Origin of the sequence: Myroides injenensis M09-0166 (assembly GCF_000246945.1) — a bacterium.
Lineage (GTDB): Bacteria > Bacteroidota > Bacteroidia > Flavobacteriales > Flavobacteriaceae > Flavobacterium > Flavobacterium injenense.
Map to the genome: position 1 here is coordinate 26,238 of NZ_BAEX01000005.1, position 21,579 is coordinate 47,816.

At 29.6% G+C, this 21,579-nt stretch carries 18 protein-coding genes; 11 read left to right on the forward strand and 7 right to left on the reverse strand.

The window, feature by feature from the left end; translation table 11 throughout:
• Window positions 1–534: 534 nt before the first annotated feature.
• Window positions 535–1,428, reverse strand: coding sequence for a hypothetical protein (locus RH98_RS01655; protein ID WP_010249787.1), 894 nt, complete (start codon window positions 1,426–1,428; stop codon window positions 535–537).
• 76 nt (window positions 1,429–1,504) lie between these two features.
• Window positions 1,505–1,714 carry a helix-turn-helix domain-containing protein gene (locus RH98_RS01660; RefSeq protein ID WP_010249789.1) on the reverse strand — a complete coding sequence of 70 codons (210 nt, stop codon included), beginning with the start codon at window positions 1,712–1,714 and terminating at the stop codon, window positions 1,505–1,507.
• 119 nt (window positions 1,715–1,833) lie between these two features.
• On the opposite strand from RH98_RS01660, the gene dcm reads away from it, so the two are divergent.
• Window positions 1,834–2,823 carry a DNA (cytosine-5-)-methyltransferase gene (gene dcm, locus RH98_RS01665; RefSeq protein WP_010249796.1) on the forward strand — a complete coding sequence of 330 codons (990 nt, stop codon included), beginning with the start codon at window positions 1,834–1,836 and terminating at the stop codon, window positions 2,821–2,823.
• 25 nt (window positions 2,824–2,848) lie between these two features.
• On the opposite strand, the gene RH98_RS01670 is transcribed toward dcm, so the two are convergent.
• A complete protein-coding gene (locus RH98_RS01670; protein WP_010249798.1) occupies window positions 2,849–3,598 on the reverse strand; it encodes a hypothetical protein in 750 nt (249 codons plus the stop codon).
• Window positions 3,599–3,870: 272 nt separating this feature from the next.
• Between RH98_RS01670 and RH98_RS01675 the strand changes: the two genes are divergently transcribed.
• From RH98_RS01675 to RH98_RS01690, 4 genes are read left to right on the forward strand one after another with little or no spacing between them, the layout of a single operon-like run.
• Window positions 3,871–5,286: an ATP-binding protein gene (locus tag RH98_RS01675; protein WP_010249800.1), complete on the forward strand. Its 1,416-nt coding sequence runs from the start codon at window positions 3,871–3,873 to the stop codon at window positions 5,284–5,286.
• Window positions 5,279–7,942, forward strand: a complete 2,664-nt coding sequence (locus tag RH98_RS01680) for a Z1 domain-containing protein (protein WP_010249802.1) — start codon at window positions 5,279–5,281, stop codon at window positions 7,940–7,942. The genes RH98_RS01675 and RH98_RS01680 overlap by 8 nt, the downstream gene beginning before the upstream one ends.
• Window positions 7,932–8,867: a PD-(D/E)XK motif protein gene (locus RH98_RS01685; RefSeq protein WP_010249804.1), complete on the forward strand. Its 936-nt coding sequence runs from the start codon at window positions 7,932–7,934 to the stop codon at window positions 8,865–8,867. The genes RH98_RS01680 and RH98_RS01685 overlap by 11 nt, the downstream gene beginning before the upstream one ends.
• Before the next feature lie 5 nt (window positions 8,868–8,872).
• Window positions 8,873–10,921 carry an AIPR family protein gene (locus tag RH98_RS01690; RefSeq protein WP_010249810.1) on the forward strand — a complete coding sequence of 683 codons (2,049 nt, stop codon included), beginning with the start codon at window positions 8,873–8,875 and terminating at the stop codon, window positions 10,919–10,921.
• Window positions 10,922–10,957: 36 nt separating this feature from the next.
• Here RH98_RS01690 and RH98_RS01695 read toward each other — a convergent pair whose 3' ends face one another.
• Together RH98_RS01695 and RH98_RS01700 are read right to left on the reverse strand one after the other, a co-directional pair.
• Complete coding sequence (locus RH98_RS01695) at window positions 10,958–12,265, reverse strand: phospholipase D-like domain-containing protein (protein WP_010249812.1); 1,308 nt, start codon at window positions 12,263–12,265, stop codon at window positions 10,958–10,960.
• Window positions 12,266–12,370: 105 nt separating this feature from the next.
• The gene (locus RH98_RS01700) at window positions 12,371–13,216 is read right to left on the reverse strand and encodes an RteC domain-containing protein (RefSeq protein WP_010249814.1); all 846 of its coding nucleotides are present in this window, start codon (window positions 13,214–13,216) and stop codon (window positions 12,371–12,373) included.
• A 195-nt stretch (window positions 13,217–13,411) separates the two neighbouring features.
• Here RH98_RS01700 and RH98_RS01705 point away from each other — a divergent pair, with 195 nt between their 5' ends.
• The 6 genes from RH98_RS01705 (at window position 13,412) to RH98_RS01730 (ending at window position 17,667) form a co-directional block, all read left to right on the forward strand.
• Window positions 13,412–13,729: a hypothetical protein gene (locus RH98_RS01705; protein ID WP_010249816.1), complete on the forward strand. Its 318-nt coding sequence runs from the start codon at window positions 13,412–13,414 to the stop codon at window positions 13,727–13,729.
• Between the two features lie 4 nt (window positions 13,730–13,733).
• Window positions 13,734–14,369 (forward strand): hypothetical protein, encoded by a 636-nt coding sequence (locus RH98_RS01710; protein WP_010249819.1) that lies wholly within the window; start codon window positions 13,734–13,736, stop codon window positions 14,367–14,369.
• Entirely contained in the window at window positions 14,354–15,124 is a 771-nt protein-coding gene (locus RH98_RS01715; protein WP_010249821.1) for a sensor histidine kinase, read from the forward strand. The genes RH98_RS01710 and RH98_RS01715 overlap by 16 nt, the downstream gene beginning before the upstream one ends.
• Window positions 15,117–15,758, forward strand: a complete 642-nt coding sequence (locus tag RH98_RS01720) for a response regulator transcription factor (protein ID WP_010249823.1) — start codon at window positions 15,117–15,119, stop codon at window positions 15,756–15,758. The genes RH98_RS01715 and RH98_RS01720 overlap by 8 nt, the downstream gene beginning before the upstream one ends.
• A gap of 87 nt (window positions 15,759–15,845) precedes the next feature.
• Window positions 15,846–17,315 carry a DoxX family protein gene (locus RH98_RS01725; RefSeq protein WP_026038677.1) on the forward strand — a complete coding sequence of 490 codons (1,470 nt, stop codon included), beginning with the start codon at window positions 15,846–15,848 and terminating at the stop codon, window positions 17,313–17,315.
• Window positions 17,316–17,367: 52 nt separating this feature from the next.
• Window positions 17,368–17,667 carry a DUF6520 family protein gene (locus RH98_RS01730; RefSeq protein ID WP_010249827.1) on the forward strand — a complete coding sequence of 100 codons (300 nt, stop codon included), beginning with the start codon at window positions 17,368–17,370 and terminating at the stop codon, window positions 17,665–17,667.
• Between the two features lie 43 nt (window positions 17,668–17,710).
• On the opposite strand, the gene RH98_RS15175 is transcribed toward RH98_RS01730, so the two are convergent.
• A complete protein-coding gene (locus RH98_RS15175) occupies window positions 17,711–20,185 on the reverse strand; it encodes an alpha/beta hydrolase family protein (RefSeq protein ID WP_010249829.1) in 2,475 nt (824 codons plus the stop codon).
• Window positions 20,175–21,572 (reverse strand): RagB/SusD family nutrient uptake outer membrane protein, encoded by a 1,398-nt coding sequence (locus tag RH98_RS01740; RefSeq protein ID WP_081498606.1) that lies wholly within the window; start codon window positions 21,570–21,572, stop codon window positions 20,175–20,177. The genes RH98_RS15175 and RH98_RS01740 overlap by 11 nt, the downstream gene beginning before the upstream one ends.
• Window positions 21,573–21,579 lie beyond the last annotated feature (7 nt).

Genomic DNA, 21,579 nt, shown 5'->3' on the forward strand with positions numbered 1-21,579 from the left:
TTTGATGGTGGATATGCCGTAATGAATAGTTTTCTTTTTTATGTCATTTTTCGCTGATAGAATCAGGATGAAATTCTTTTCTACTTAATCTAAAAACAGAAAAAATCGCATTATAAATAGGTTAGTATGAGTATGACTAAAATACCATTTATTTTATAAGGAAGGCCAACAATTCTACTTGTGACTCGATGTATTTCATATAAACTCATTCAAGTTATATTTTTCTGTTTTTTTATAACATCAGAAAACAACGTGTTATATTTTTGCTGTTTTTATAACAGGAGAGAATTTTATCTGCATTAAACTTATGTAGTTGCGTAGCTTCGTTTAAAAATAAAAATAGTTTAATATTGATGTAAAAACTCTCTTTCCCAGCATCAGTGGTGGAAATTTTCCATTTAACGAAACTGTACGCAAAAGTCAATTAATTGACTAAATTTATGAAAAAAGTTAATATGATAGACCTCCGTAAAAAATAAAATTAAGTTTGAATCTTAATCTTAATAGAGAATAGTTATTTTATAAAAATGCATGTTACTTGTTAGAGATGTTTTCCCAATAAATACTTCCATTTGTTGTTATTGATTTTTTATAGTTTGTAAGTTCTAAAACTGAAAAGAAATTGCTTTGATCTATATCTAATCCATAGTAAAATGAGTACTCATTAATATCTCGATTAAAAATATTAGGATTAGGAACAAACTTATTTAGATAACAAAATTCAATCATATGTATAAAATGCGGAAGTATACCACCTAATAAAGAATACTCTTTTTGATATTGAAAAGGATGAAAAGTATAAGTAGGTAAACTGAATTTTTTAACTGTATGTTTTTCGTGTTTAATTGGTTGCCAACAATGTAAAATTACTCTGTATTTTTCTTTTCTTGACCTTGAAAAACTTTCAGCTATTAAATAATCTTCAGATGTAGATACAAAATGAGATTTATTTTTGTAATTAATTGCAGCTAATTGATGAAGTAGAGTCAAATAATAATCTCTTATTACTAATTTTTCCTGTTCTGATGCTTTTCTAATCTTTTCTTTAAAAATACTCTTATTATTTTTGTCAATAAAAAAATCTCGCAATGCTGAATTTCTATCAAAAAATTTTTTTATATTCTTGTGCTTATTTTTTATCGAATCATTAAAATACTTAATGATCTTTTCAAATACAACATCTTCGTAATCGTTAATTTTAAAGCTGTTATCATCAATGTAATATCTTTTAGCTTTTTCTCCAACCATAAAAAGCCTTTCGCAAACTAAATCTGTATCTGTACTCTCTTGTTGATAATCAATATTTAATTTTTTACATAAATTTTCCAATGAATCACCACGATAAATTTGTGATATTTCCTTTTTATATGACAACATATTAATTGTAAAAAGAAAGTCATTATATCTACTAAGTTCAAGCTTTGTCATTTGAAACGAGTATTGGTTTGTACTTTCATCTATCATTTTTTACGAAAAATATAACTATCCGTTACGTGAAAAGTTTTTATTCAAATAATTTAGATACTGGTATTTGTAATGCTGAGGCAAGTTTGTGAATATTAAGTAAGGTAATGTTTTTTTCACCTCTTTCAATCATTCCGATGTAGGTTCTATGAAGCCCTGCTCTAAAGGCTAGTTCCTCTTGAGAGATTTTAAGATTCTTTCTGTGTCTTTGAATTATTTGACCGAAATTATTTAATATTTCACTGTTCATAGAAACAAACGTATAAAAAACAAATAGATAATTCTACACACTATAGTTAGCAAAACTATAACTTATTACTTTCAAATAAGCCTTTGTTATTATTTGAAATAACTTTAATTTCGCAAGCTATGGAGATTTTAAAAATGAAAGATAAATTGACAGTAGGTAGCTTGTATGCTGGTGTTGGTGGAATCTGTTTAGGTTTTATAAATAGCGGTTATACAGTATCTTGGGCTAATGAGTTTGATAAAAATGCTTGTACGACTTATAAAAAGAACTTTAAACATGATTTAATTCAAGGCGATGTTTTTGCAATTGACTTAAAAAAGTTAAGTAGTATTGATGTTTTAGCAGCAGGATTTCCATGTCAGCCATTTTCTGTGGCAGGGTATAGAAAGGGATTTGATGATCACAGAGGAAATCATTTTTTTAGGATACTTGAGTTTGTAGATACCATACGCCCTAAAGTGGTGTTTTTAGAGAATGTAAAGAACTTAAAAACCCATGACAAGGGAAATACCTTTAAAGTAATAGAAAACTCCTTAAGAGAGCGTAATTATTCTTTCCAAGCCCAAGTGCTAAATACTAAGAGTTATGGAAATATACCTCACAATAGAGAACGTATTTTCATGGTGGCTTTTGATTTGTCTTTGTTTCCTGATGCAGAGAAACAGTTTGTTTTTCCTGAGGAGGAAGAACTAACTAAGACTATTCATGATATGCTAGAAAAGGGTAGTGTTGATGAAAAATACTACTATAGACAAGATAAGTATATGTATAATATGCTTGAGGAAACTATGGTTTCAAAAGATACGGTTTATCAATTCAGAAGACAGTATGTAAGAGAGAATAAATCTAATGTTTGTCCTACCTTAACAGCAAATATGGGAACAGGAGGTCACAATGTGCCCCTTATAAAAACTAAAGAAGGATTTAGAAAACTAACCCCAAGAGAATGTTTTAATTTCCAGGGTTTTCCTAAAACCTATAAGTTTCCTGAGATTTCAAATGGTCAGTTATATAAACAGGCTGGAAATTCAGTTAGTGTTCCAATAATTGAAAGGTTAGCCAGTAAGATCAAAGAAGTCTTAGAAGTTAATACAAAAAAGAAGAAATAAACACAGGTCCCATAAAGTAAAGCATTTATGGGGCTTTTTTTATTTGCGCTATCATTTCTTCTAATGGACGTAATTTAGAAACCTCACAAAAGTAATTCTCAGCGTCCATCGTTACACTATTATTTAATAGAGCTCCTTTGGCTAGTATATTTTTATTTTTAATAAGATGAATTATGGTCTTTAAACTAGCACAACCAGGAACATCAAAATACCATTTTTTAGATAGAATAATTCTCTTAATTTTATCTTTATCTATGTTTTCATCACTATAAAACAGCTTTTGATGTCTAAATAACTGTTTAATATCCTCTTTTAATCTGACAATAATAAAATAATCATATAACCCATTATTATCGGTAGAGAGATTAGGTATATAAGCGCCCTGTTGATCCCAGTCTTTAGTTTCTAGTAAAAGCAGATTACTAAAAAAAGCCATGGATTTAATACTGACATTGAATTTGTCATTTATCTTTAGATCAGTGTCGTCCCAAAGACCTTTCCCCATGATATAAAAATCAGGTTCACTCACTTTTATATCACTATAGTTTATGCGCAGAAAATCATATAGGACTATTTCAGCTAGTTTTCCTTGAAAGGTATTGCAGTACTGTTCACCTTTTTTACGGGTTATACTTCCACCTGATCGGTATGCTCTGTGATGACCATCAGCATAAACCATGCTATAAGCAAAATCAAGGGCTTGCTTTATTTGATTCAGGCTTACAGTATTTTCTATAAAAGGTTTGAAAGTTTTAATATTATATGTGCTCAACATTGTTTTTTTGCTAAAAAGTTTTTTTTTATACTAGTTCCTTTTAATTAAAAAAAATCAACTAATAATTTTTAACAAAAAATATGTTTAATTAAATATTCAAACAACATACTATAGTTAGCTATTTGTTTTTTAAAATAGTGCTATTTTAAAAGTTTATCTGTATTGTTTTATATAATTTAAAATCATAGTTTTAAAAAATTATAATTCCTTATGCGTATTGTATTTTATTTATTGAAATAAGTGATATCGCTTTAAAATGTTAAGTGTTAATTATGAATGAATTATTCATAGAAGTATCCCCAAATTTAAAGAATTTTATTAATTCATTTAGAGAAATTGGATATACTCCAGAGATTGCTATTGCTGATATAATAGATAATTCTATTTCAGCAAATGCAAAAAAAATTGAAATATATGCTTTAGTTAACCCCACACCTATAATTGCTATTATAGATGATGGTTGGGGAATGAATAAAGAAGAATTAATCGAGGCAATGCGACTATCTAGTAGAGGACCTAATGATATAAGAGATTCTAAGGATTTAGGGAAGTTTGGATTAGGGTTAAAAACAGCCTCCTTTTCTCAATGTAAAAAACTTACTGTTGTAAGTAAGAAAGACGGAGAGATTAATGGTTATCAATGGGATTTAGATTTTATTGTTGATAAAGGAGAATGGCTTTTAAAGACTATTAGTGATTTTGAGAGTGTTGCATATTTCAATGAAATTAGAGATAAAAGTGCGGGGACTTTAGTTTTATTGGAAGAAATCGATAAAATAGAACGAAGTGCTTTTTCTAATGCATTATTTAAAGTCAGAAATCATATAGCATTAGTGTTTCATAAGTTTATTGAAGGAAGTATATATAATAGAAAAGTCGAAATGAGTTTGAATAATAATCCTATTAAAGCATTTAATCCTTTCAATGAAAATCATTTAGCAACTCAAAATTTATCAGAAGAAAAAATAAAAATAAATGAACATTCATTTACTGTTCAACCCTTTATTTTGCCACATCATTCTAAGTTAAATAGAGATGAATATGAACTTTATGGAACAGAAGAGGGCTATTTGAAGACTCAAGGGTTTTATTTATATAGGGAACATAGAATTATAATTTATGGAACTTGGTGGGGACTTCATAGAATTTCTGACGGACATAAACTCATTAGAATTAAAATAGAAATACCAAATTCAATGGATGAGCATTGGGGGATTGATGTGAAAAAATCTAGAGCCAAACCATCTGATGTTATTAAAAATGAGTTAAAACGAATTATTAAACCTGTCCTAGAAAAAGGATCGAGAACATATAAATCTAGAGGAAGAAAATTAGAAGATAAAACCATTACTCGATTTTGGCAAATAATACCGGTGAATGAAAAAATTAGATTTTCCATAAATGAAGAACATCCTTTGTTTATGGAGCTTTTTGAATCCTTAGACCAATCACAAAAAGAACGCTTTTTGTTTTATCTAAAAGCAGTTCAAACCTATCTCCCGTTAGATGCGATTCAGGCTAGGATGCAAACAGATCCTTTTCAAATAGATCAAAAGAACATTTTGCGGCCTGAAGAGATCACGATAATTGCTAATAAATTAAAAGAAAAAGGACTAACACAAGAATTTATTAATAATCTTTTAAAAACGGAAGTTTTTAGAGATTTAAAATATATATTGAATGAATAATATAACAACTTACGCTCGTATAAAGGATCATATTTCTGAAATTTTAAAGAAAAAAGTAATGCCATTGTCAGAAGATGATATTAATTCAGTAAGTGATGAATTTCGAAAAAATTTGGATACAATAGGTTACGAGATGATGGGAAGTCTTTTAGGAGTTATTTTACATCAACAACTTATAGATGAAGATTGGCGACGAATGAAAAAGGAGTTGGAGGAAGAGTTTGATGTAAAATTAAGCCCTGGAATATTACTAAATGGGAATCAGAGTTATAGAATTGATAAAACATGGTGGACAGGAATTGAAAAACAAAGAAATACATTGTTTTTTTGGAATCGATATAAAAAATTTATTAGTCGAAATCTACCTCCAGATGTTGTTAAAACACTTGATGAAGATACAGATGTCGTCATGAATTCCATAGAGAATCCTCAAGTAGATAATTTTAATATTCATGGAATGGTAGTAGGACATGTACAATCTGGAAAAACAGGTAATTATACTGGATTGATATGTAAAGCCGCTGATGCAGGATATAAGTTTATTGTTGTGATTGCAGGAGGAATGAATAATCTTAGAAACCAAACTCAAGAAAGAATTAATGAAGGTTTTGTTGGTCGAACTGAAGGGGTGCAAGTAGGAGTTGGGAAAGGATCTGCTGAGGTAAGTAATACACCTCAAAGTTTGACTTTAGTTAGCAGAGATTTTAACTCACGAGATGCTGATAATGCAGCTCAAAATATTAATTTTGAGATTATAAATGTTCCTATATTAATGGTGATTAAAAAGAATGCGTCTACTTTAGAGAATGTAATAAAATGGTTAGGTAAACAGTATAAAAATAAAATTTCAGAACATTCTATTTTAATTATCGATGATGAAGCGGATTATGCTTCTATTAATACAAAAAAGGAAGAAGAGCCAACATCAATAAATAGAAAAATTAGAGAAATTTTGAGTTTCTTTTCCAAAGCGTCTTATGTTGCATATACAGCTACACCATATGCTAATATTTTTATTGATCATAAGGTTCAAGACGATGAATTAGGTAAAGATTTATTTCCAAAAGACTTTATTTATGCCTTAGAGGCTCCTACTAATTATTATGGCGCAAGAAAAGTTTTTCTTGATTCAGAGGATAATCATCTTGATTTTATAACTGAATATGAAACTATCCCTTTAAAACATAAAAAAGATTTTGAATTTGAAGACTTACCTGGTAAAATGATAGAGGCTATAGAATGTTTTATAATTAATATAGCTATTCGTAATTTGAGAGGTTATGCTCATTCTCATAATAGTATGCTTATCCATTCAACAAGATTTACTAAGGTTCATAAAGCAATTGCGGTTAAGGTTGAAGAATTTAAGGATGAGATTAAAAGAGAATTTGAGTTATTTGGTAAGAAAGGATATGCTGACGAACAAAGTTCATTAATTAGTGATTTACATAGATTATATGAGGTAAAATATGATAACAATGAGTTTTCTTGGGACATTGTTTTTTTGAAAATTAAAGAGATTATAGATACTGTTATTGTAAGAGAGATTCATTCACAAACTAAAGTAGGTTTAGAGTATAGAAATGATACTGTAACTAATGTTATTGCTATAGGAGGAACAAGCTTATCTCGAGGCTATACACTTGAGGGATTAAGTGTAAGCTATTTCTTACGAAATACAATTTTTTATGATACATTGATGCAGATGGGGAGATGGTTTGGGTATCGATCTGGTTATGAAGATTTGTGTAAAATTTATATGACTCCTACAAAAGCGTCCCATTTTAGAGATATAATAGAGGCTACAGAAGATTTAATGGAAGATTTTAAGTTGATGGCTGATAGTGGTAGAACACCTAATGATTTTGGATTAGCAATTAGAGAAAATCCAAATAGTGGCTTACAAATTACTGCTCGTAATAAACAGAACAATGTTAAAGAATATTATCATTCTATGAGACTTGATGGCAAAGCAAAGGAGACAAGTATTGTAAGCTTTAATAAGACTGATGTTCTTCAAAATCTTGATGTTCTTCAAAAGTTGGTTTTTAGTTTAGGAGATGTAAAACTTGAACATGGAGGGTATGTTTGGCATGATATAGCTAAAGAAAAAGTTGTAGGTTTTTTAAATGATTTTAAAGTGTTTAATTCAGATCCTTTGGGCATTTTTTCTAGAATGCCTATTGCTTTTGTGAAAAAATTTGCCTTTGAGCGTAATACAAATTGGGATATAGCATTATATAATGGTTCAGGAAAAGTATTTAATATTGAAGGAAGTTCTATTTCAATTAAAAAAGAAAAACGTTCACTGATAGCTAAAGAAGATGGAAGCTTTGAATTTGCTAACAGAAATATTTCTTCTGGTAATGCTGAAAGTATCGCTTTAGATATAGAAACGAGAAATGCGCATCAAAGTAAGCGTACTGAAATTAGGAGATTAATGAAAAGACCTTTATTAATGTTGCATATAATTGAGCCTGAGATAAAAGATTCAAAAATTGATGCTAGCGATATCCCTAATGAATTAGCTACATTTGGGGTTAGTTTTCCTGGAAGTGTAAATAGTATTGAAGAAACAGTAAAGCTTAAGATTAATACAGTTTATTATGAAAGTTTATTAAAAGAAATAGAAGAGGATAGTATCTATGATGACTAAAAATATTAATCCGTGGTTAGATGTATCAATAGGCTCTCAGAGAAGAATTGATTCAACCTCTGTACATGATCTCTATAGAATTAAAGATGGTAATGGTAATTATGGATTCTATATAAAATTCAAAGAAGAATTTGCAGATACAAGAATATATTTTAGACTTAGAGGAATCGAAGTTTATAAAAATAATAATGATAATCAAGGTAATTATACCTTATTACTAAACGAAAAGAAGGATTGGCATTTGTTTTATATTTTGAGCAATGATTTGATAAATATTTGTTCTTCTATTAGTAATGAAGGTAGATTGATAACTGAGCTGGAAAATAGACTCAAAAGATGGCAAAGATTTCTTATGAAAAATAAGGCCGTTGAATTGTCTACTGAACTTCAAATGGGACTATTTTCAGAGCTATATTATTTACAAAACTATATTATTCCCAATTATGGAATAAAAGATAGTATATCTGCTTGGGGAGGTCCAAATAAAGAAAGAAATGATTTCAATACTGTAGATAGTATTATTGAATTAAAGACCTATAAGAGTAACAATGCTGCGATAATTAGTATTTCTTCTGTTTATCAGCTGTTCTCTGAAGATAAGCCTGTCAAACTAGTTGCCCTTGCTTTAACTGAGTCTGATTTAGGAGATTCTGTTTTAGATTTATACAGGCAGATAAGAGCATTGATTTCGAATGAATCGATTGAACTATTAGAAGAGTTTGAAGAGAAAGTAATCAATTATGGTTTGATGATTTATATTGATAATCAGAATTTAAAGAAATTTGTAGTTGACAATATGAGAAACTTTGCGGTAGAAAATGATTTTCCTTTGATTAAGCCAATGGATATTGCTAGTGAAATACTGTCGGTTAATTATTCAATAGATTTAGAATTATGTAAAAGATTTGAATTAGATAATTTATAGGTTATATGATTAGTTTACAAGAGTTTTATGAGCATTTCACGCAATCAGTAATTTCTGATGCTGAAAGCAGAGGATTAATGAGACCACAAGCTTTTTTTGAAACAGTTTGTGAGGATTTAGTATCTATAGGAGATTTAACTAATAATTATAGTTATTCACAGTTTAGTAAACGCGGTATTGAGATACATGGATATGATTATGATGAAGAGAGACGAGTGTTAACTCTATTAAATTATCAGTATTTTCAAAATGATTTTATCGAGACATTAACCGGTGCTCAGATTGATACTAAGTTAACGCGAACAAAGAATTTTTTTAGTGAATCAACAAGACAGGATGGTGATGCTTTATGGAAAAAAATAGAAGAAAGTAGTGAAGCTTATTCAACATCCTACCTTTTATACGATTATTGTTTAAGAGAAAAAGTTGATAAAGTTAGAGTGTTGTTACTTACTGACGGAAAAGTAACAAGTAGATTGAAAGAAATTCCTTCGGAAAGAATAAATGATTTTGACTTTGAGTTTAGAATCATTGATATTGAATATTTACAAAAGATTTATTTATCTCAAAATGAATTGAGTGATTTTGAAATTGATGTAAATCTCCCTGCTTTAAAAATTGAAAGTGGTTCAGGTTATTATCAATCTTATTTGACTGTTATAAACGGGCTAGATATTGTTGATATCTATGATAAACATGGACAAAAGCTTTTTGAACAAAATGTTAGAACATTTCTTCAGTTCAGAGGAGATGTAAATAAAGGTTTAAGAAATACAATTGAGAATCGTCCAGATATGTTTTTTGCCTATAACAATGGTATTACTGCAACTGCTTCAGATGTGGAATTGGATGGAGATGGACGTATTACGAAGATCAAAAATTTTCAAATTGTAAATGGGGCACAGACAACATCGGCTATCTATGCCTCAAATATAAATAATGGGCATAATGTCTCAGATGTTAATGTGCAGATGAAGCTCTCTGTGGTTGATGATGGTAAAAATTTAAGTGAATTTGTTTCTAAAGTAGCTGAATATGCCAATACGCAGAATAAAGTAAATAAATCAGATTTCTTTTCTAATAGTTCATTTCATAGAGAGATGAAGGATTATTCAAATAGAGTATTTGCTCCTGCAGTTGGCGGTGTACAAGTTAGAACTCATTGGTACTACGAAAGAGTTCGAGGCGAATATCTAAATGAAATGACTTATATGACGCCTAAAGAGAAGCAAAGATTTATCAATGAGAATCCTAAAAACCAACTTATTGATAAAAGATTTCTAGCTAAAGCTGAAAATTCGTGGAATCAAAAACCTTATATTGTTTCCAAGGGTGCAGAGTTTAATTTTGGAAGATTTGCTGATTACATCAATGAATTGCTAGATAGAGATGGGTTGGCTATCTCTGAATTGTATTTTAAAACAGCTATTTCTAAAGTTATTATGTTTAGAGCTGTTGAAAAGATGGTATCTGACGCACCTTGGTATGATGGAGGATATAGAGCACAGACAGTAACCTACTCAATTGCTTATTTATCAGCATTGTTTCAGTATTCTGGTTTAGTTTTTAATTTTGAAAGTATATGGAAAGAACAAGCCTTGCCAAAAGCTTTGATTAAAATATTAGAAAATATAACACAAAAGGTATATAAACGAATTACTAATCCGCCGTCGGGACATGCTAACATTTCTCAATGGACAAAGCAAGAATCTTGCTGGTTAGCGGTAAAGGACTTAGCAATAGATATTGATGAGATTGATGAATCTTTATGTGTTACCGTTCAAGAAAAACTATACAAAAGAAAAGAAGCTAGTCAAAATAAAAAGATTGATAATAATATCGACAAACAGGTTAAGGTATTAGAAATAACAGATGAGGTCTGGATAAAGATGTATGATTATTTTAAAAATGATAAATCTGTAAAAAGATTGTCATCAAAACAGATAGGAATATTGGAAAGTAGAGCTAATGGAAGAATTATTGTGCCAAGTGAGATGCAATCTAAGATACTCTTCATGATTTATGAAACAGCTTTAGATGAAGGAGCTATATAGATATGATTAAATAGCTACTACTCAAATAGTAGCTATTTAACTTTCCTGATCTAAAAAAAAAGGCTCTCCATTGATAAAATTTTCAAACGAGTCTATAGGAGCAAAGTCAATATAAATGGTAGAATAATCTCCTTTTTTTCTCCAGAGTCTAACTGAATCTGTTTCTTTTTTTCGTAGCCATTCTCGAGTCACAAGGGTTCGATCCTTCAACCCTAAAACATCCACAAGTAACCACTGCCCAAGAGCAGCTTGTCCATAGCGTTTTCCGTTTTCATCCACTTCTGTATTACTACCTGATTGTAAGCTTTTCATATTACTTTGAGTAACAAGTGCTGGTATGCGTTTACCATTGGGTAATTGAAGGTGAAAGCGAACTTCTGGTCTATCTTTTTTATCTCCTTTAAAAGCTTCTCTTTCTTTTTCAAATTCAAAAATATTTGCAGTAAAAAAGTCTGGATTCTTTTCATGAAATTCCCTAGGTATTGGAATGTATACTTCATTTAAAGGTCTTGGAATACTACTTCCTTTAGATTTTGGAGCTGCATTCCACGCATTTAATCCGGATTTTTCTTCTACTTCTTGACTTCTATAGGAATACAAAGGCAAAAACACTTCAACAATATCTTCTTCCTTGATCGTTTTCGTCTTCCCTAAAAGAGTCATATACGCCTCAAGTAAAAAATCAAAAGGGTTTTCAATAATATCAACTTTGAACTGGTCGAGTAGTAAACTATCCTTTTTACTTGAATCAAATTTTTGCCAGATTTGAGAATCTGCAAAAGTAAATTTGTAATCTTTCAATCCATCTGACCAAGAGAATGCAGAATTTGTACAAGAAAATTCTTTTAGATTTCTTGTGTCAATTAATGGATAAGCACACTCATTAATTGTAAAATTTCCTTCATCACGAGTTATATAGTGATAGATATTCATATCAGCATTTAAACCAAGTCTTTGATAGTCGGTAATTAATCGTTCATTTCTGATTTGAGATAGAGTATGAGCTAGAGCTTCATGGTTCATTTTTACAGCATTGATATCATCTTGATATCTTTTGAGTTGCATGGTTTTTTGAAAAGAAGGTCTACTTCCCATCCAAGTTTTAAGACCAATACCAATTCGTTGTCCTTTTATAATTGACAATACATCATGTGGAGTATTTCCAATATCAACATTCTGACAATTAAAAGCTCTAGCAAAAACAGTTTCTTGAAACTTAGAATCAAGATAGGGTATAGGATCCCCTTGTTTTTGTCTAAACAGGTTAGATAAGGCTCCATATACTTGTAGAAACTGGATATATTCTTGTTTTTGCTCTTTAGAATAGTTTGCCCAAATATTCATTTTTTGTGGTAAGGTATTAGATTAATTGCCTAAAGATATCAAATATATTAGGATTAAAATTTAGTAATGAACATATTTTGTTTGTATACAATTAGCATGTTTGACTTAAATTTCTTTATCCATATACTCTTCCAACCCCTGTTTCAACTTATCCAAATAACAAGTCCTTGATTTAGCTCTTGTTTTCATCCGGTGAAAAGCATGATGTATATCCAAGAGTGTAATCCCAAATAATTGTTGAAATAACACCGCAATTTTGCGTATTTCAAGTTTTCCATTATTTATTGAACCTGACACATAAAGCGCATAGATGAGTTCTATAAGTGCATTTTGAGATTCTGACCAAACAAGTGTCTCTGAGAATTTTGAGGTATTATTAACCTTAAGTAAGTGCTCGCTTATTTTTTGTTGTAAATAATGTTGTAAAAGATTATGAGCAAGTATTCGAGAGACCTTGTAATCATAGAAAGTTGAAAAAAGGGTATCTATTTCAAAAGCGAAACTGTTCATGCCAATAAGGGGAGTTATTTTGCCTAGAGTGAAGTATTCTAGATCTTTATCCGATCGGTTTGATTTGTAGTATTTATAAAAATCACACTGACTAAAATGTTTTTTATATTCTAAACTTAGTTCTTCTATTTGTTTAAGGTAATATTTATGCTGAGAGTTATAATCCATAGGGCAACTCAGTTCTATTTTGTAGACCTTGTTATAAAATATTAGTTTACTTAAGATCTGAGGTTTGATGGTTTTAAAAAAAGCAATTTCTTCTGTTTGATTATCAAAGCCATTTTTTAAGATAGTTGTTTTAAGATTTACTAGTGTGAGTTGAATGAAATGTATTATTTCTAGTGTGTTCTCTATGGAGATGGGAGCTAATAGGCTTAATTCTGCTTCTTTAATTTCAATGGAGTTTAAAGCCTTTTTGAAAATCATGTTTTGATGTTCCATAATTATTGAGTTTGGTTGGTTAATTATGGATATTATTGAATCAAAAAATAGATTTAGTATTTGCCTTTTTAAAATAACACAAAGTCCCTTTATCAATCAATACGTGAAAACACGATAAAATATGCGGAAAACACGTATTGCATCTTAAATGAATATTGTAAATATTTACATTATTAACTTTAAAAGCTTAATTTTATGAATATTAGCAAGAATTCAGGAACGCAAATTAGCCTTGATAAGGCTATTGAATTTACACACGCTTACCAAGAGAATAATCCAAGTTTACCAAAGAGTTACTTTGTTGGGCTAGATAAATTAGACGAGTTACTTGAGCAAGAAGGCTGCATTGGACTTCGCATTTATCCAGGATTAGACTCTGATACAAATCAAAGTAATTTGGTCTTGGTAGGTGTGGATGAAAGTGGAGAGGATATGACACAAGGAATCATACTTGAGCATCTTGTTCTTTGTCCTCCTTTATGCCCTAAGCAAAGTCAATTAGTAAAAAAATGATTAAATGTTTTACAGCATACTCTTATATGCAACACTTATAGCGGGATGTGCTCCACTTAGTTTGTTTTTGGCAGGTCATAAATATCGCTCTCAAGCAAATAGAGTAGTTCTTCCTCTAATTGGCCTTATGGTCCTTTCATCTGTTTATGAATACGTTGTGAGTTTACAACTACAAGTTAGTGTTGTATTATGGTATCAGGTGTATCCAGCTCTTGAGTTTGCAACTTTATATTTTTTATTTGAAAATTATATAACCCAAAGACCTAATTGGCTTTTTCATAGTCTATTGGGTCTTTTTCTTTTGTTTTATATTTTGTCTTTATGTTGTTTTGATACTGACTCATATTTAATGTCTACAGGACTAAATAAAATATACAGTACTTTTTTTGTTTTGCTGTGTACTTTTTTGTGGATCAGGCAGGTATCTAATCAAAAGAAGATTTTAAAGTTATATAATGAGAGTCAGTTTTTTATTGTCATGGGGCTTTTCTTTTATTATGCTACAACGATTTCTGTATTTATTCTTCTTGGCTTTATTGATAAAAGCGGTTTATATATTTATGATTATTGGCTAGTTAACATTCTAGCAAGTTTGATTTTAAGAATAACAATATCCATTGGTGTATGCAAAATGATCTAAATCTATTTTTTTGGCTAGGCACTTCTATTATGATCTCTTTAGCTATTATGGTTATTATCTTGGTTGTTTTCTATCAAAATAAGATAGGAAAATATCACAACGAGCAATTAAAAGAACAATTAAAAACCAATCTTATTGTAGAGCATAAAGAAAGGGAGCGAATGGCTAAGGAGCTGCACGATGGACTCTGTAGTGATCTAGCAACTATAAAGAATCTGGTTTCAATTTTAGAGCTGAGTCCAGATAAGAATACAAGAACTGAAATTATAGCTGATTTAAGAGATGGGGTTCTTTTATGCTATGAAGAGACTTTAAGAATAAGTTATAACTTATCCCCACCACAGGTGAAGGATAATATTATTAGTGTTCTTTTGAGCAATTATATAAAAAGAGTATCAAAGGTAAGTGATACCGAGTTAGCTTTTAAGTCTAATAAGCAAACATTTGTTTTAGATGAGATTCAAAAACTTGAGATCTATCGAATTGTTCAAGAGCTAGTTCACAATATCATTAAACATAGTTATGCCAAGAAAGCCAAGCTTAGCCTTGTTTGGCAGGATGATTCAGTTTGTTTACATCTGGTAGATGACGGGGTGAAGTATAGCTTTGATAGCCAAAATGGTTCAAGAAATTCAGGACTTGGCCTTTCAAATATAAAGGCGCGTATTGTACAATTACAGGCTGAGTTTATCCATGAGTCTAAGCAGGAAGGAAATGATATTAGTATAATTATAAAAAGACAAGAAGATGATTAGAATTGCGGTTGTAGATGATCACAAATTATTTCGAAAAAGTTTCTTGCGTTTACTCTCTCAGATAGAAGATGTTGAAGTTTTGTTTGATTGCTCCAATGGTATTGAATTATTTGAAAAGCTAAAAACAACCAGTGTTGATATTGTTTTTTTAGATATACAAATGCCGATCATGGATGGATATCAAGTGGCGAGTTTACTTGAGAAAAATCATCCAGAGATTAAAATTCTTGTACTCACTAGTTTCGATGATTCTTATAGTATCGAGCGGATGCTCAAGTATAATATAGCTGGATACTTAACAAAAAATATTTCATTTTCTAAACTCAAAACAGCCATTTATGGAGCTAAGTCAGATGGAATTTATTACGACAATCAAATCCAAGACATTGTTGACCAAATAGAAGATCAAAAATCCTCCCAGTATGTTATCTTCTCGGATAAAGAAATTGAGATAATCAAGCTTTATGCTATGCAATATACCGTTAAACAAATTGCAGAGATGCTTAATTTAAGCACTAGAACTATTGAAAAATATAAGGAAACATTAATGCAGAAAACCGATTCTAAAAACTTTATTGGTGTTATCTTGTTTGCCATGCGCTGGCACTATATAGAGGATAGTGATTTGAACTAGTGAAAACACGATAAAAATACCGTATAAACACGTATTGATTTGAATTATAGTGAATTGTAGTTTTGATTATCCTAAAATGCAACCACCATGAAAGCCAAATACGTCCTTATAGTATCCTACTTCTATATATTACTTTTTGTATATGCAGCCATAAGTAAGCTCATCACTTTTGAAGCCTTCCAGGTTCAACTTACCCAGTCCCCACTGCTTAGTGCTTATGCCAATAGTATTGCATATTTAGTACTCGGAGCCGAACTATTATTTGCTTTACTGCTTTGTATTAAAACAACAAGACTCACAGGGCTTTATCTTAGTTATGGGCTTATGGTTGCATTTACCCTTTATATTTACCTGATATTAAACTACAGTGATTTCATCCCTTGTTCTTGTGGTGGAATACTTGAAAAGATGGGATGGAACGAGCATCTGTGGTTTAATATTATTGTAAGTCTACTGGCTTTGATAGCTTTATTTTTTCACGATCAAAAAAGAAAAAGATTTTATATAGGATCAATCACCACCACCATAATAAGTAGCATACTTGTTATTTTGCTTTTTCTATCTTCTGAGTATATCATAAAAAAAGAAAATCCCTTTATAAGAAGGTATTTGCCTCATGGAGTATTAGAGGATGATACATTAGAATTGCAGGTTAACTCCTTCTATTTTTCAGGTTATTATAAGGATAATATTTATTTGGGTAATTACAATACGCCTCTTAGGTATATAAGGGTAGATTCACTTTTACAAAGAGAAGACTTTTCTATAGAGATAGATTCTATAAATTTTGCTTATTCTGATTTAAGATTAAAAGTATCTTATCCATTTTTTTATATAGCAGATGGAACGATTCCAATTGTATTTCAAGGAGTGCTTGATAACCAAATTGCATCTGCTAAAACAAAAGTATTAAGCTACCGTGAAGTATATTTTTTAGATTTTTTACCATTAGATTCTACTCATATTATATTTAAATCAATCGATATTAATCAAAAGAGAATCATTCTAGGTACTATTGATCTAAACAAAAACAATAAAATTGATTTAAAACAAGATCTACTTAAGATTGAATCTGATGGGGTTTTTGATATTGACGGAGTATTAAACTATAGTGTTAAGCAAAAAAAAGTATTTTATACTTACTATTATAGAAATCGGTTTGTTGAAATGGATAATTACTTGAATTTCATTAAAGAGCATAAGACCATTGATACAACAAGTAGTGTGAAAATAACAGCTGCTAAGCTATCAACAGGGGAGAATAAGATGACTACACCTATTCAAGCTATTAACTCAAAAGTTCTGACTCATGGTAACTTATTTTTCATTGTATCAAACTCTATGGGACAAAAAGAGTCTTATAAAATGTGGGGTAGAGCTAGCATTATTGATGTCTATGATATTGTGGAAGATAATTATGTTGGTAGTTTTTATATTAATAACCTAGGAGAGTATAAACTATCGGATATGATTGTTACAGATAATTACATATATGGTCTGTTTGATACAAAACTTGTACGCTTTAAACTGGCCAAATTATTAAGAGACAAGTTTTAAAAGGTTTGGCTTCACCTTTAAAAAAAGCTATAAACCAATAAATTTTATAAAGATGAAAAAGTTTTTAAAAACAGCAGGTTTGCCAATCGGAGTATTTGCTCTTGCTATCAGTGCGGCATTTGCAACAAATGCAATAAAAAATTCAGAATTAGCTGATCCTATAGCTTATTATCGACTCAATCCGAATGATCAGTATTCCTGTATGAAAACTAGTGAATCCTGTACTACAATACCCGGACAAATTTGTAAATGGGTTGAAGTACCAGGTATTTTAGAACATGACTTGTATGAAATTAGTTTTGAATCTGATGGAATTACGACATATTGTTCTAAGCCATTATATAGAAAATAGTTAAATTTAAAAGGGCGATTAATTCTCGCCCTTTCTTGTATAATTAATTTAAAAGCTGATTTTCGGAGTTATTATCTTTTAGATAATAGTCAAACCAATAAAGAACTTTGTTAGATAAATCACTTTGATTTTTTGACATGTTTAAAGCATGACCTTCATTTTTATAAAATAAAGCTACATGTGGAATTTTATACCTATATAAAGCCATGAAAAAATGTCGAGTATGTTCCCAATGAACATTGTAATCATCTAGTCCAGTCCAAGATAGAAGGGGGGTTCGAATATTATGAACATGATGTAGTGGAGAGTTTTTTAGATATTTATCAATGTTTTGTTTTGGCGGTTGATGCATATCTAATTGCCCTTTATCTTCATACCTCCAAAAATAAGGTCGACTAAAATTGTAGCTATAGGAATAATAATCCCAAATGATATCATTTATTGGAGATCCGCTTACTGCAGCTTTAAATAGATTCGTTTGAGTTATTATAAAATTCGTTTCATAACCTCCAAAAGAATGTCCTATTAACCCCATATTGTTTGTATCAATACTGGGTTCAATATCTTTAGCTTTATTGATTGAATTTATTACACAATCTAAGGCAGATAATCCAGGTCCTGAGTGATTTGTTTTTGTGTCTGCTAATAAAACAAAATATCCGTTATTATTTAAAAATGGTATATTAAATCCCATATAATTGTACAATGATGGTAATAAAAACACATTTCTCTTACTATTTTGTAACTGATAAATATTGACAATTAGTGGATATTTTTTAGTAGAACAATAATTTAATGGGTAGTATAAAACTCCTCCAAGTTCTGTTTGATCTGTAGTATTGTATTTAAAGACTAATTGTTTGCGATTTTGTATGAAACTTTTGGGTAGTCTAGTTCTTATTATTTCTTTTAAACCATTTTTATACCTGTAAATTACAGGAGGTATAGTATAGTTTTCTGTAGAAAACGTTATTGTACTTAAATCATCTGAGTACCTTATATTGTTAATTTTATCTGGGGTATTCTCAATAATTATTTTTAAGCTATCTTGTTTAAAAACATAGAGAGAATTATTTGCTTTGTATTTATCAGTAATATGAATGAATAAATTTTCTATAGAATTAATGTTCTGATCACCTCCTATCATTAGGTTCAGTTTGCTTTTTTCAAAATTATTTATGTTTAGTAAATCTATTTCAACTTCAGTATTTTTCGAATTAAAAATATTTTTAAGTTTCTTACTCTCAAAGTTATATCTCCATATATTATAGTTCGTAGTGATAAAGATTTGATTAGACGATACATCCCAATATAGTTGGTTTTGTTTTTCTTCAATAGGTATTTTAATTCTTTTATTATCAACGAGATTATATAAGAACCATTGGTTATCGATTTTATATGCAAATAGTTTACTAAGAGGATTGTAGGACGTATTGGTAGTATAATTGTTTGCTCTTGTAGCTAAAGTATCTTTTGGATTTCCAAAAGTATCTGTAGTTATTATATCATTAAAAGCTAAATAGGATGTATAATCTTTATACGGCTTTTCGTCTATGGCAATTAACTTGTTTGATATTTTACTTAAATGATAAATAGTTGAATAATTATGAATTATTTTCTGTAAAGAATCTGTCGGTATATGATATACGTAATTAGTTAAAGTAAACTTGTTATTTGAATGTAGATTATTTTTAGCTTCAAGCTTTTTATCTGTGGTACTCCAGATATCGACATCATTGTTATCTATTTGATTTTCATTTGGCTTATTAACTTTTATAAATAAAGTTTCATTATCAATGAAATCATACACTAGATTATAAGTTATGGAATCATTTACAAATAAATTAATTTTTTTTGTTGTTATCTTTTCTTCATCGATGTAATTTATAATTAGCTTATTGTCTTGACTTAAAGTAAGTATGGATTGATTATTAGGTGACAAAATAACCTCACTATTTATCTTTTTGTCTTTTATTACTCTGAAAGATTTTTTATATGGATTTTTTGTAAGAATCAGACTGTCCTTGGTCTCTAGTAGAACACATCCATTAATTAGATTATATTTAATGATATTATCAAATCGTTTAGATTCTTTAAAACTTCCATCTTTTATTTTTAATAAAAGTACTTGGTTTGATTTTTCATCATCAGTTAAGATTGTTTTATTGTCACCTAAAACTGTATATCTATTAATATTATCTATAGAATCTATTTTGCCTGAAATTAAATTGTTTAAGTATAATTTATTACTATTTGCGCTTAAGTATATTAAGTTATCATCTACAAAGTTGTAGTTGATAATTTTTAAAAATGTTTTACTTTCTAAGGTTTCATTATTAACTACATATAGGGTATCTGCGTTTTGGTCGTATAATTTAATTATTACACTCCATTGTCCATTAGGGGATACTTTATGGTTAAAAAAGGTATGCCAACGCGGATCAATTGGTAACTGCCCATAGGAAGCAGTTACCAAAATCAAAGATAATGTACAAATTAAATGACTTTTAATATCCATAATTTTGAGGTGAAAGATTTGGGTTTAGTATTAATTCATTTTCCGGATAAGGGAATAGTTCATGTTTTGTTTCCCAATTTGATTTACTGTTTTGGAGTATATCTAAACTGTTGTTTCTTTTTAAATCAAAAAATCTATGTCCAAATTCACAAAAAAATTCATGTCTACTTTCTTGTAGCATAGCTTTTTTAAATTCGTCTGTGGAAGTATATGACTCTATAGGCATAAGACCTGCTCTTTCTCTTATTATATTCAAATAAGCGCCTGCTTCTTGTATTTTTTGTTGTTTGAATAGGGCTTCAATTATTATAAAATAAGCTTCTTCAACTCTAAATACTATTGAGAGTTCATCGTTATTGTTCTCTGTGTTTTTATATTTAAATGAATGGTAAAAGGATTTGTTATTTTCAGTTATTTTGTTGATCCAAGAGGTTTTTCGTTTATCAAGATCTTCAAAACTTTCAATTAAATTATTAGAAAGAGCAACGTCTTTTGGTGGTACAGTTTTAAAATTGTAATAGGTAGCTTCTTGGGTTGCTATACCAACTGCATGTGTATCGAATTGCCAGAGTGTACTACTTGCATTTTTTTTAAATACCATATCTAAATTATACTCCAACTGATAGAGTGGATTTTGTATAATTTTTAAAGCATAAATTTCTGCTTGTTGATAGTTATGTTGTAACAAGTTGTTTTTAGCTAAGACTAATTCAACTGTTGCTTTATTAGGGAAGATTCTTAGATTATTTCTATAAGTATAATCAAGAAGTGAAGCGGATAGTTGCAAATCATTGTCAATCTTTGAAAGAACCGCATTTGTACTTTCTTTATTTACTCTAGTGTTTTCTTTGTATTTAGTGGTTGTTATATACGGTACTTCTCCATAAATTTTAAAGAGATATTGATGGTATAGCGCTCTTAAAAAATAGGCTTCACCAAGATATGTGTTTTTTAAACTTTCATCAATATTAGCTGAGTTGGTTAATCCTTCAATGAATGAGTTTATTTTATAAATATTAGTATAGGATGTAGCCCAAAAGTTAGCTACGATTGTATTAGTAGCAAGAATATTATTATCAAAAACATCTGTAATGTTTTTATTGCTAGTTTGACTAACGTAACAGTCTAGTTCATCTGTATACATGCCCAATATTGATCCTAATCCTAAGTTTGATCCTATAAAAAATGAGCCTTGACGTGATGAAGTGTACAATTCAATTAGTGCTGCATTTACTGTATGGATATCTTCGAAGATATCTTGCCTGTTTATTTGATCACTAGAAGGGTCTATTTCTACTAAATTGTCACATGAAGTAAGCAATAAAATTGCAATAAACACTATAATAAAACTGTTTATTTTAAGTGTATTGGTGAGTATATGTTTCATATTAAAA

Coding starts and splice junctions, on each gene's coding strand:
- RH98_RS01695 (WP_010249812.1), bottom strand. CDS start 12,265: ATGAATATTTGGGCAAACTATTCTAAAGAGCAAAAACAAGAATATATC.
- RH98_RS01725 (WP_026038677.1), top strand. CDS start 15,846: ATGAAAGCCAAATACGTCCTTATAGTATCCTACTTCTATATATTACTT.
- RH98_RS01740 (WP_081498606.1), bottom strand. CDS start 21,572: ATGAAACATATACTCACCAATACACTTAAAATAAACAGTTTTATTATA.
- RH98_RS01670 (WP_010249798.1), bottom strand. CDS start 3,598: ATGTTGAGCACATATAATATTAAAACTTTCAAACCTTTTATAGAAAAT.
- RH98_RS15175 (WP_010249829.1), bottom strand. CDS start 20,185: ATGGATATTAAAAGTCATTTAATTTGTACATTATCTTTGATTTTGGTA.
- RH98_RS01675 (WP_010249800.1), top strand. CDS start 3,871: ATGAATGAATTATTCATAGAAGTATCCCCAAATTTAAAGAATTTTATT.
- RH98_RS01705 (WP_010249816.1), top strand. CDS start 13,412: ATGAATATTAGCAAGAATTCAGGAACGCAAATTAGCCTTGATAAGGCT.
- RH98_RS01720 (WP_010249823.1), top strand. CDS start 15,117: ATGATTAGAATTGCGGTTGTAGATGATCACAAATTATTTCGAAAAAGT.
- dcm (WP_010249796.1), top strand. CDS start 1,834: ATGGAGATTTTAAAAATGAAAGATAAATTGACAGTAGGTAGCTTGTAT.
- RH98_RS01680 (WP_010249802.1), top strand. CDS start 5,279: ATGAATAATATAACAACTTACGCTCGTATAAAGGATCATATTTCTGAA.
- RH98_RS01690 (WP_010249810.1), top strand. CDS start 8,873: ATGATTAGTTTACAAGAGTTTTATGAGCATTTCACGCAATCAGTAATT.
- RH98_RS01700 (WP_010249814.1), bottom strand. CDS start 13,216: ATGGAACATCAAAACATGATTTTCAAAAAGGCTTTAAACTCCATTGAA.
- RH98_RS01715 (WP_010249821.1), top strand. CDS start 14,354: ATGCAAAATGATCTAAATCTATTTTTTTGGCTAGGCACTTCTATTATG.
- RH98_RS01710 (WP_010249819.1), top strand. CDS start 13,734: ATGTTTTACAGCATACTCTTATATGCAACACTTATAGCGGGATGTGCT.
- RH98_RS01655 (WP_010249787.1), bottom strand. CDS start 1,428: ATGACAAAGCTTGAACTTAGTAGATATAATGACTTTCTTTTTACAATT.
- RH98_RS01660 (WP_010249789.1), bottom strand. CDS start 1,714: ATGAACAGTGAAATATTAAATAATTTCGGTCAAATAATTCAAAGACAC.
- RH98_RS01730 (WP_010249827.1), top strand. CDS start 17,368: ATGAAAAAGTTTTTAAAAACAGCAGGTTTGCCAATCGGAGTATTTGCT.
- RH98_RS01685 (WP_010249804.1), top strand. CDS start 7,932: ATGATGACTAAAAATATTAATCCGTGGTTAGATGTATCAATAGGCTCT.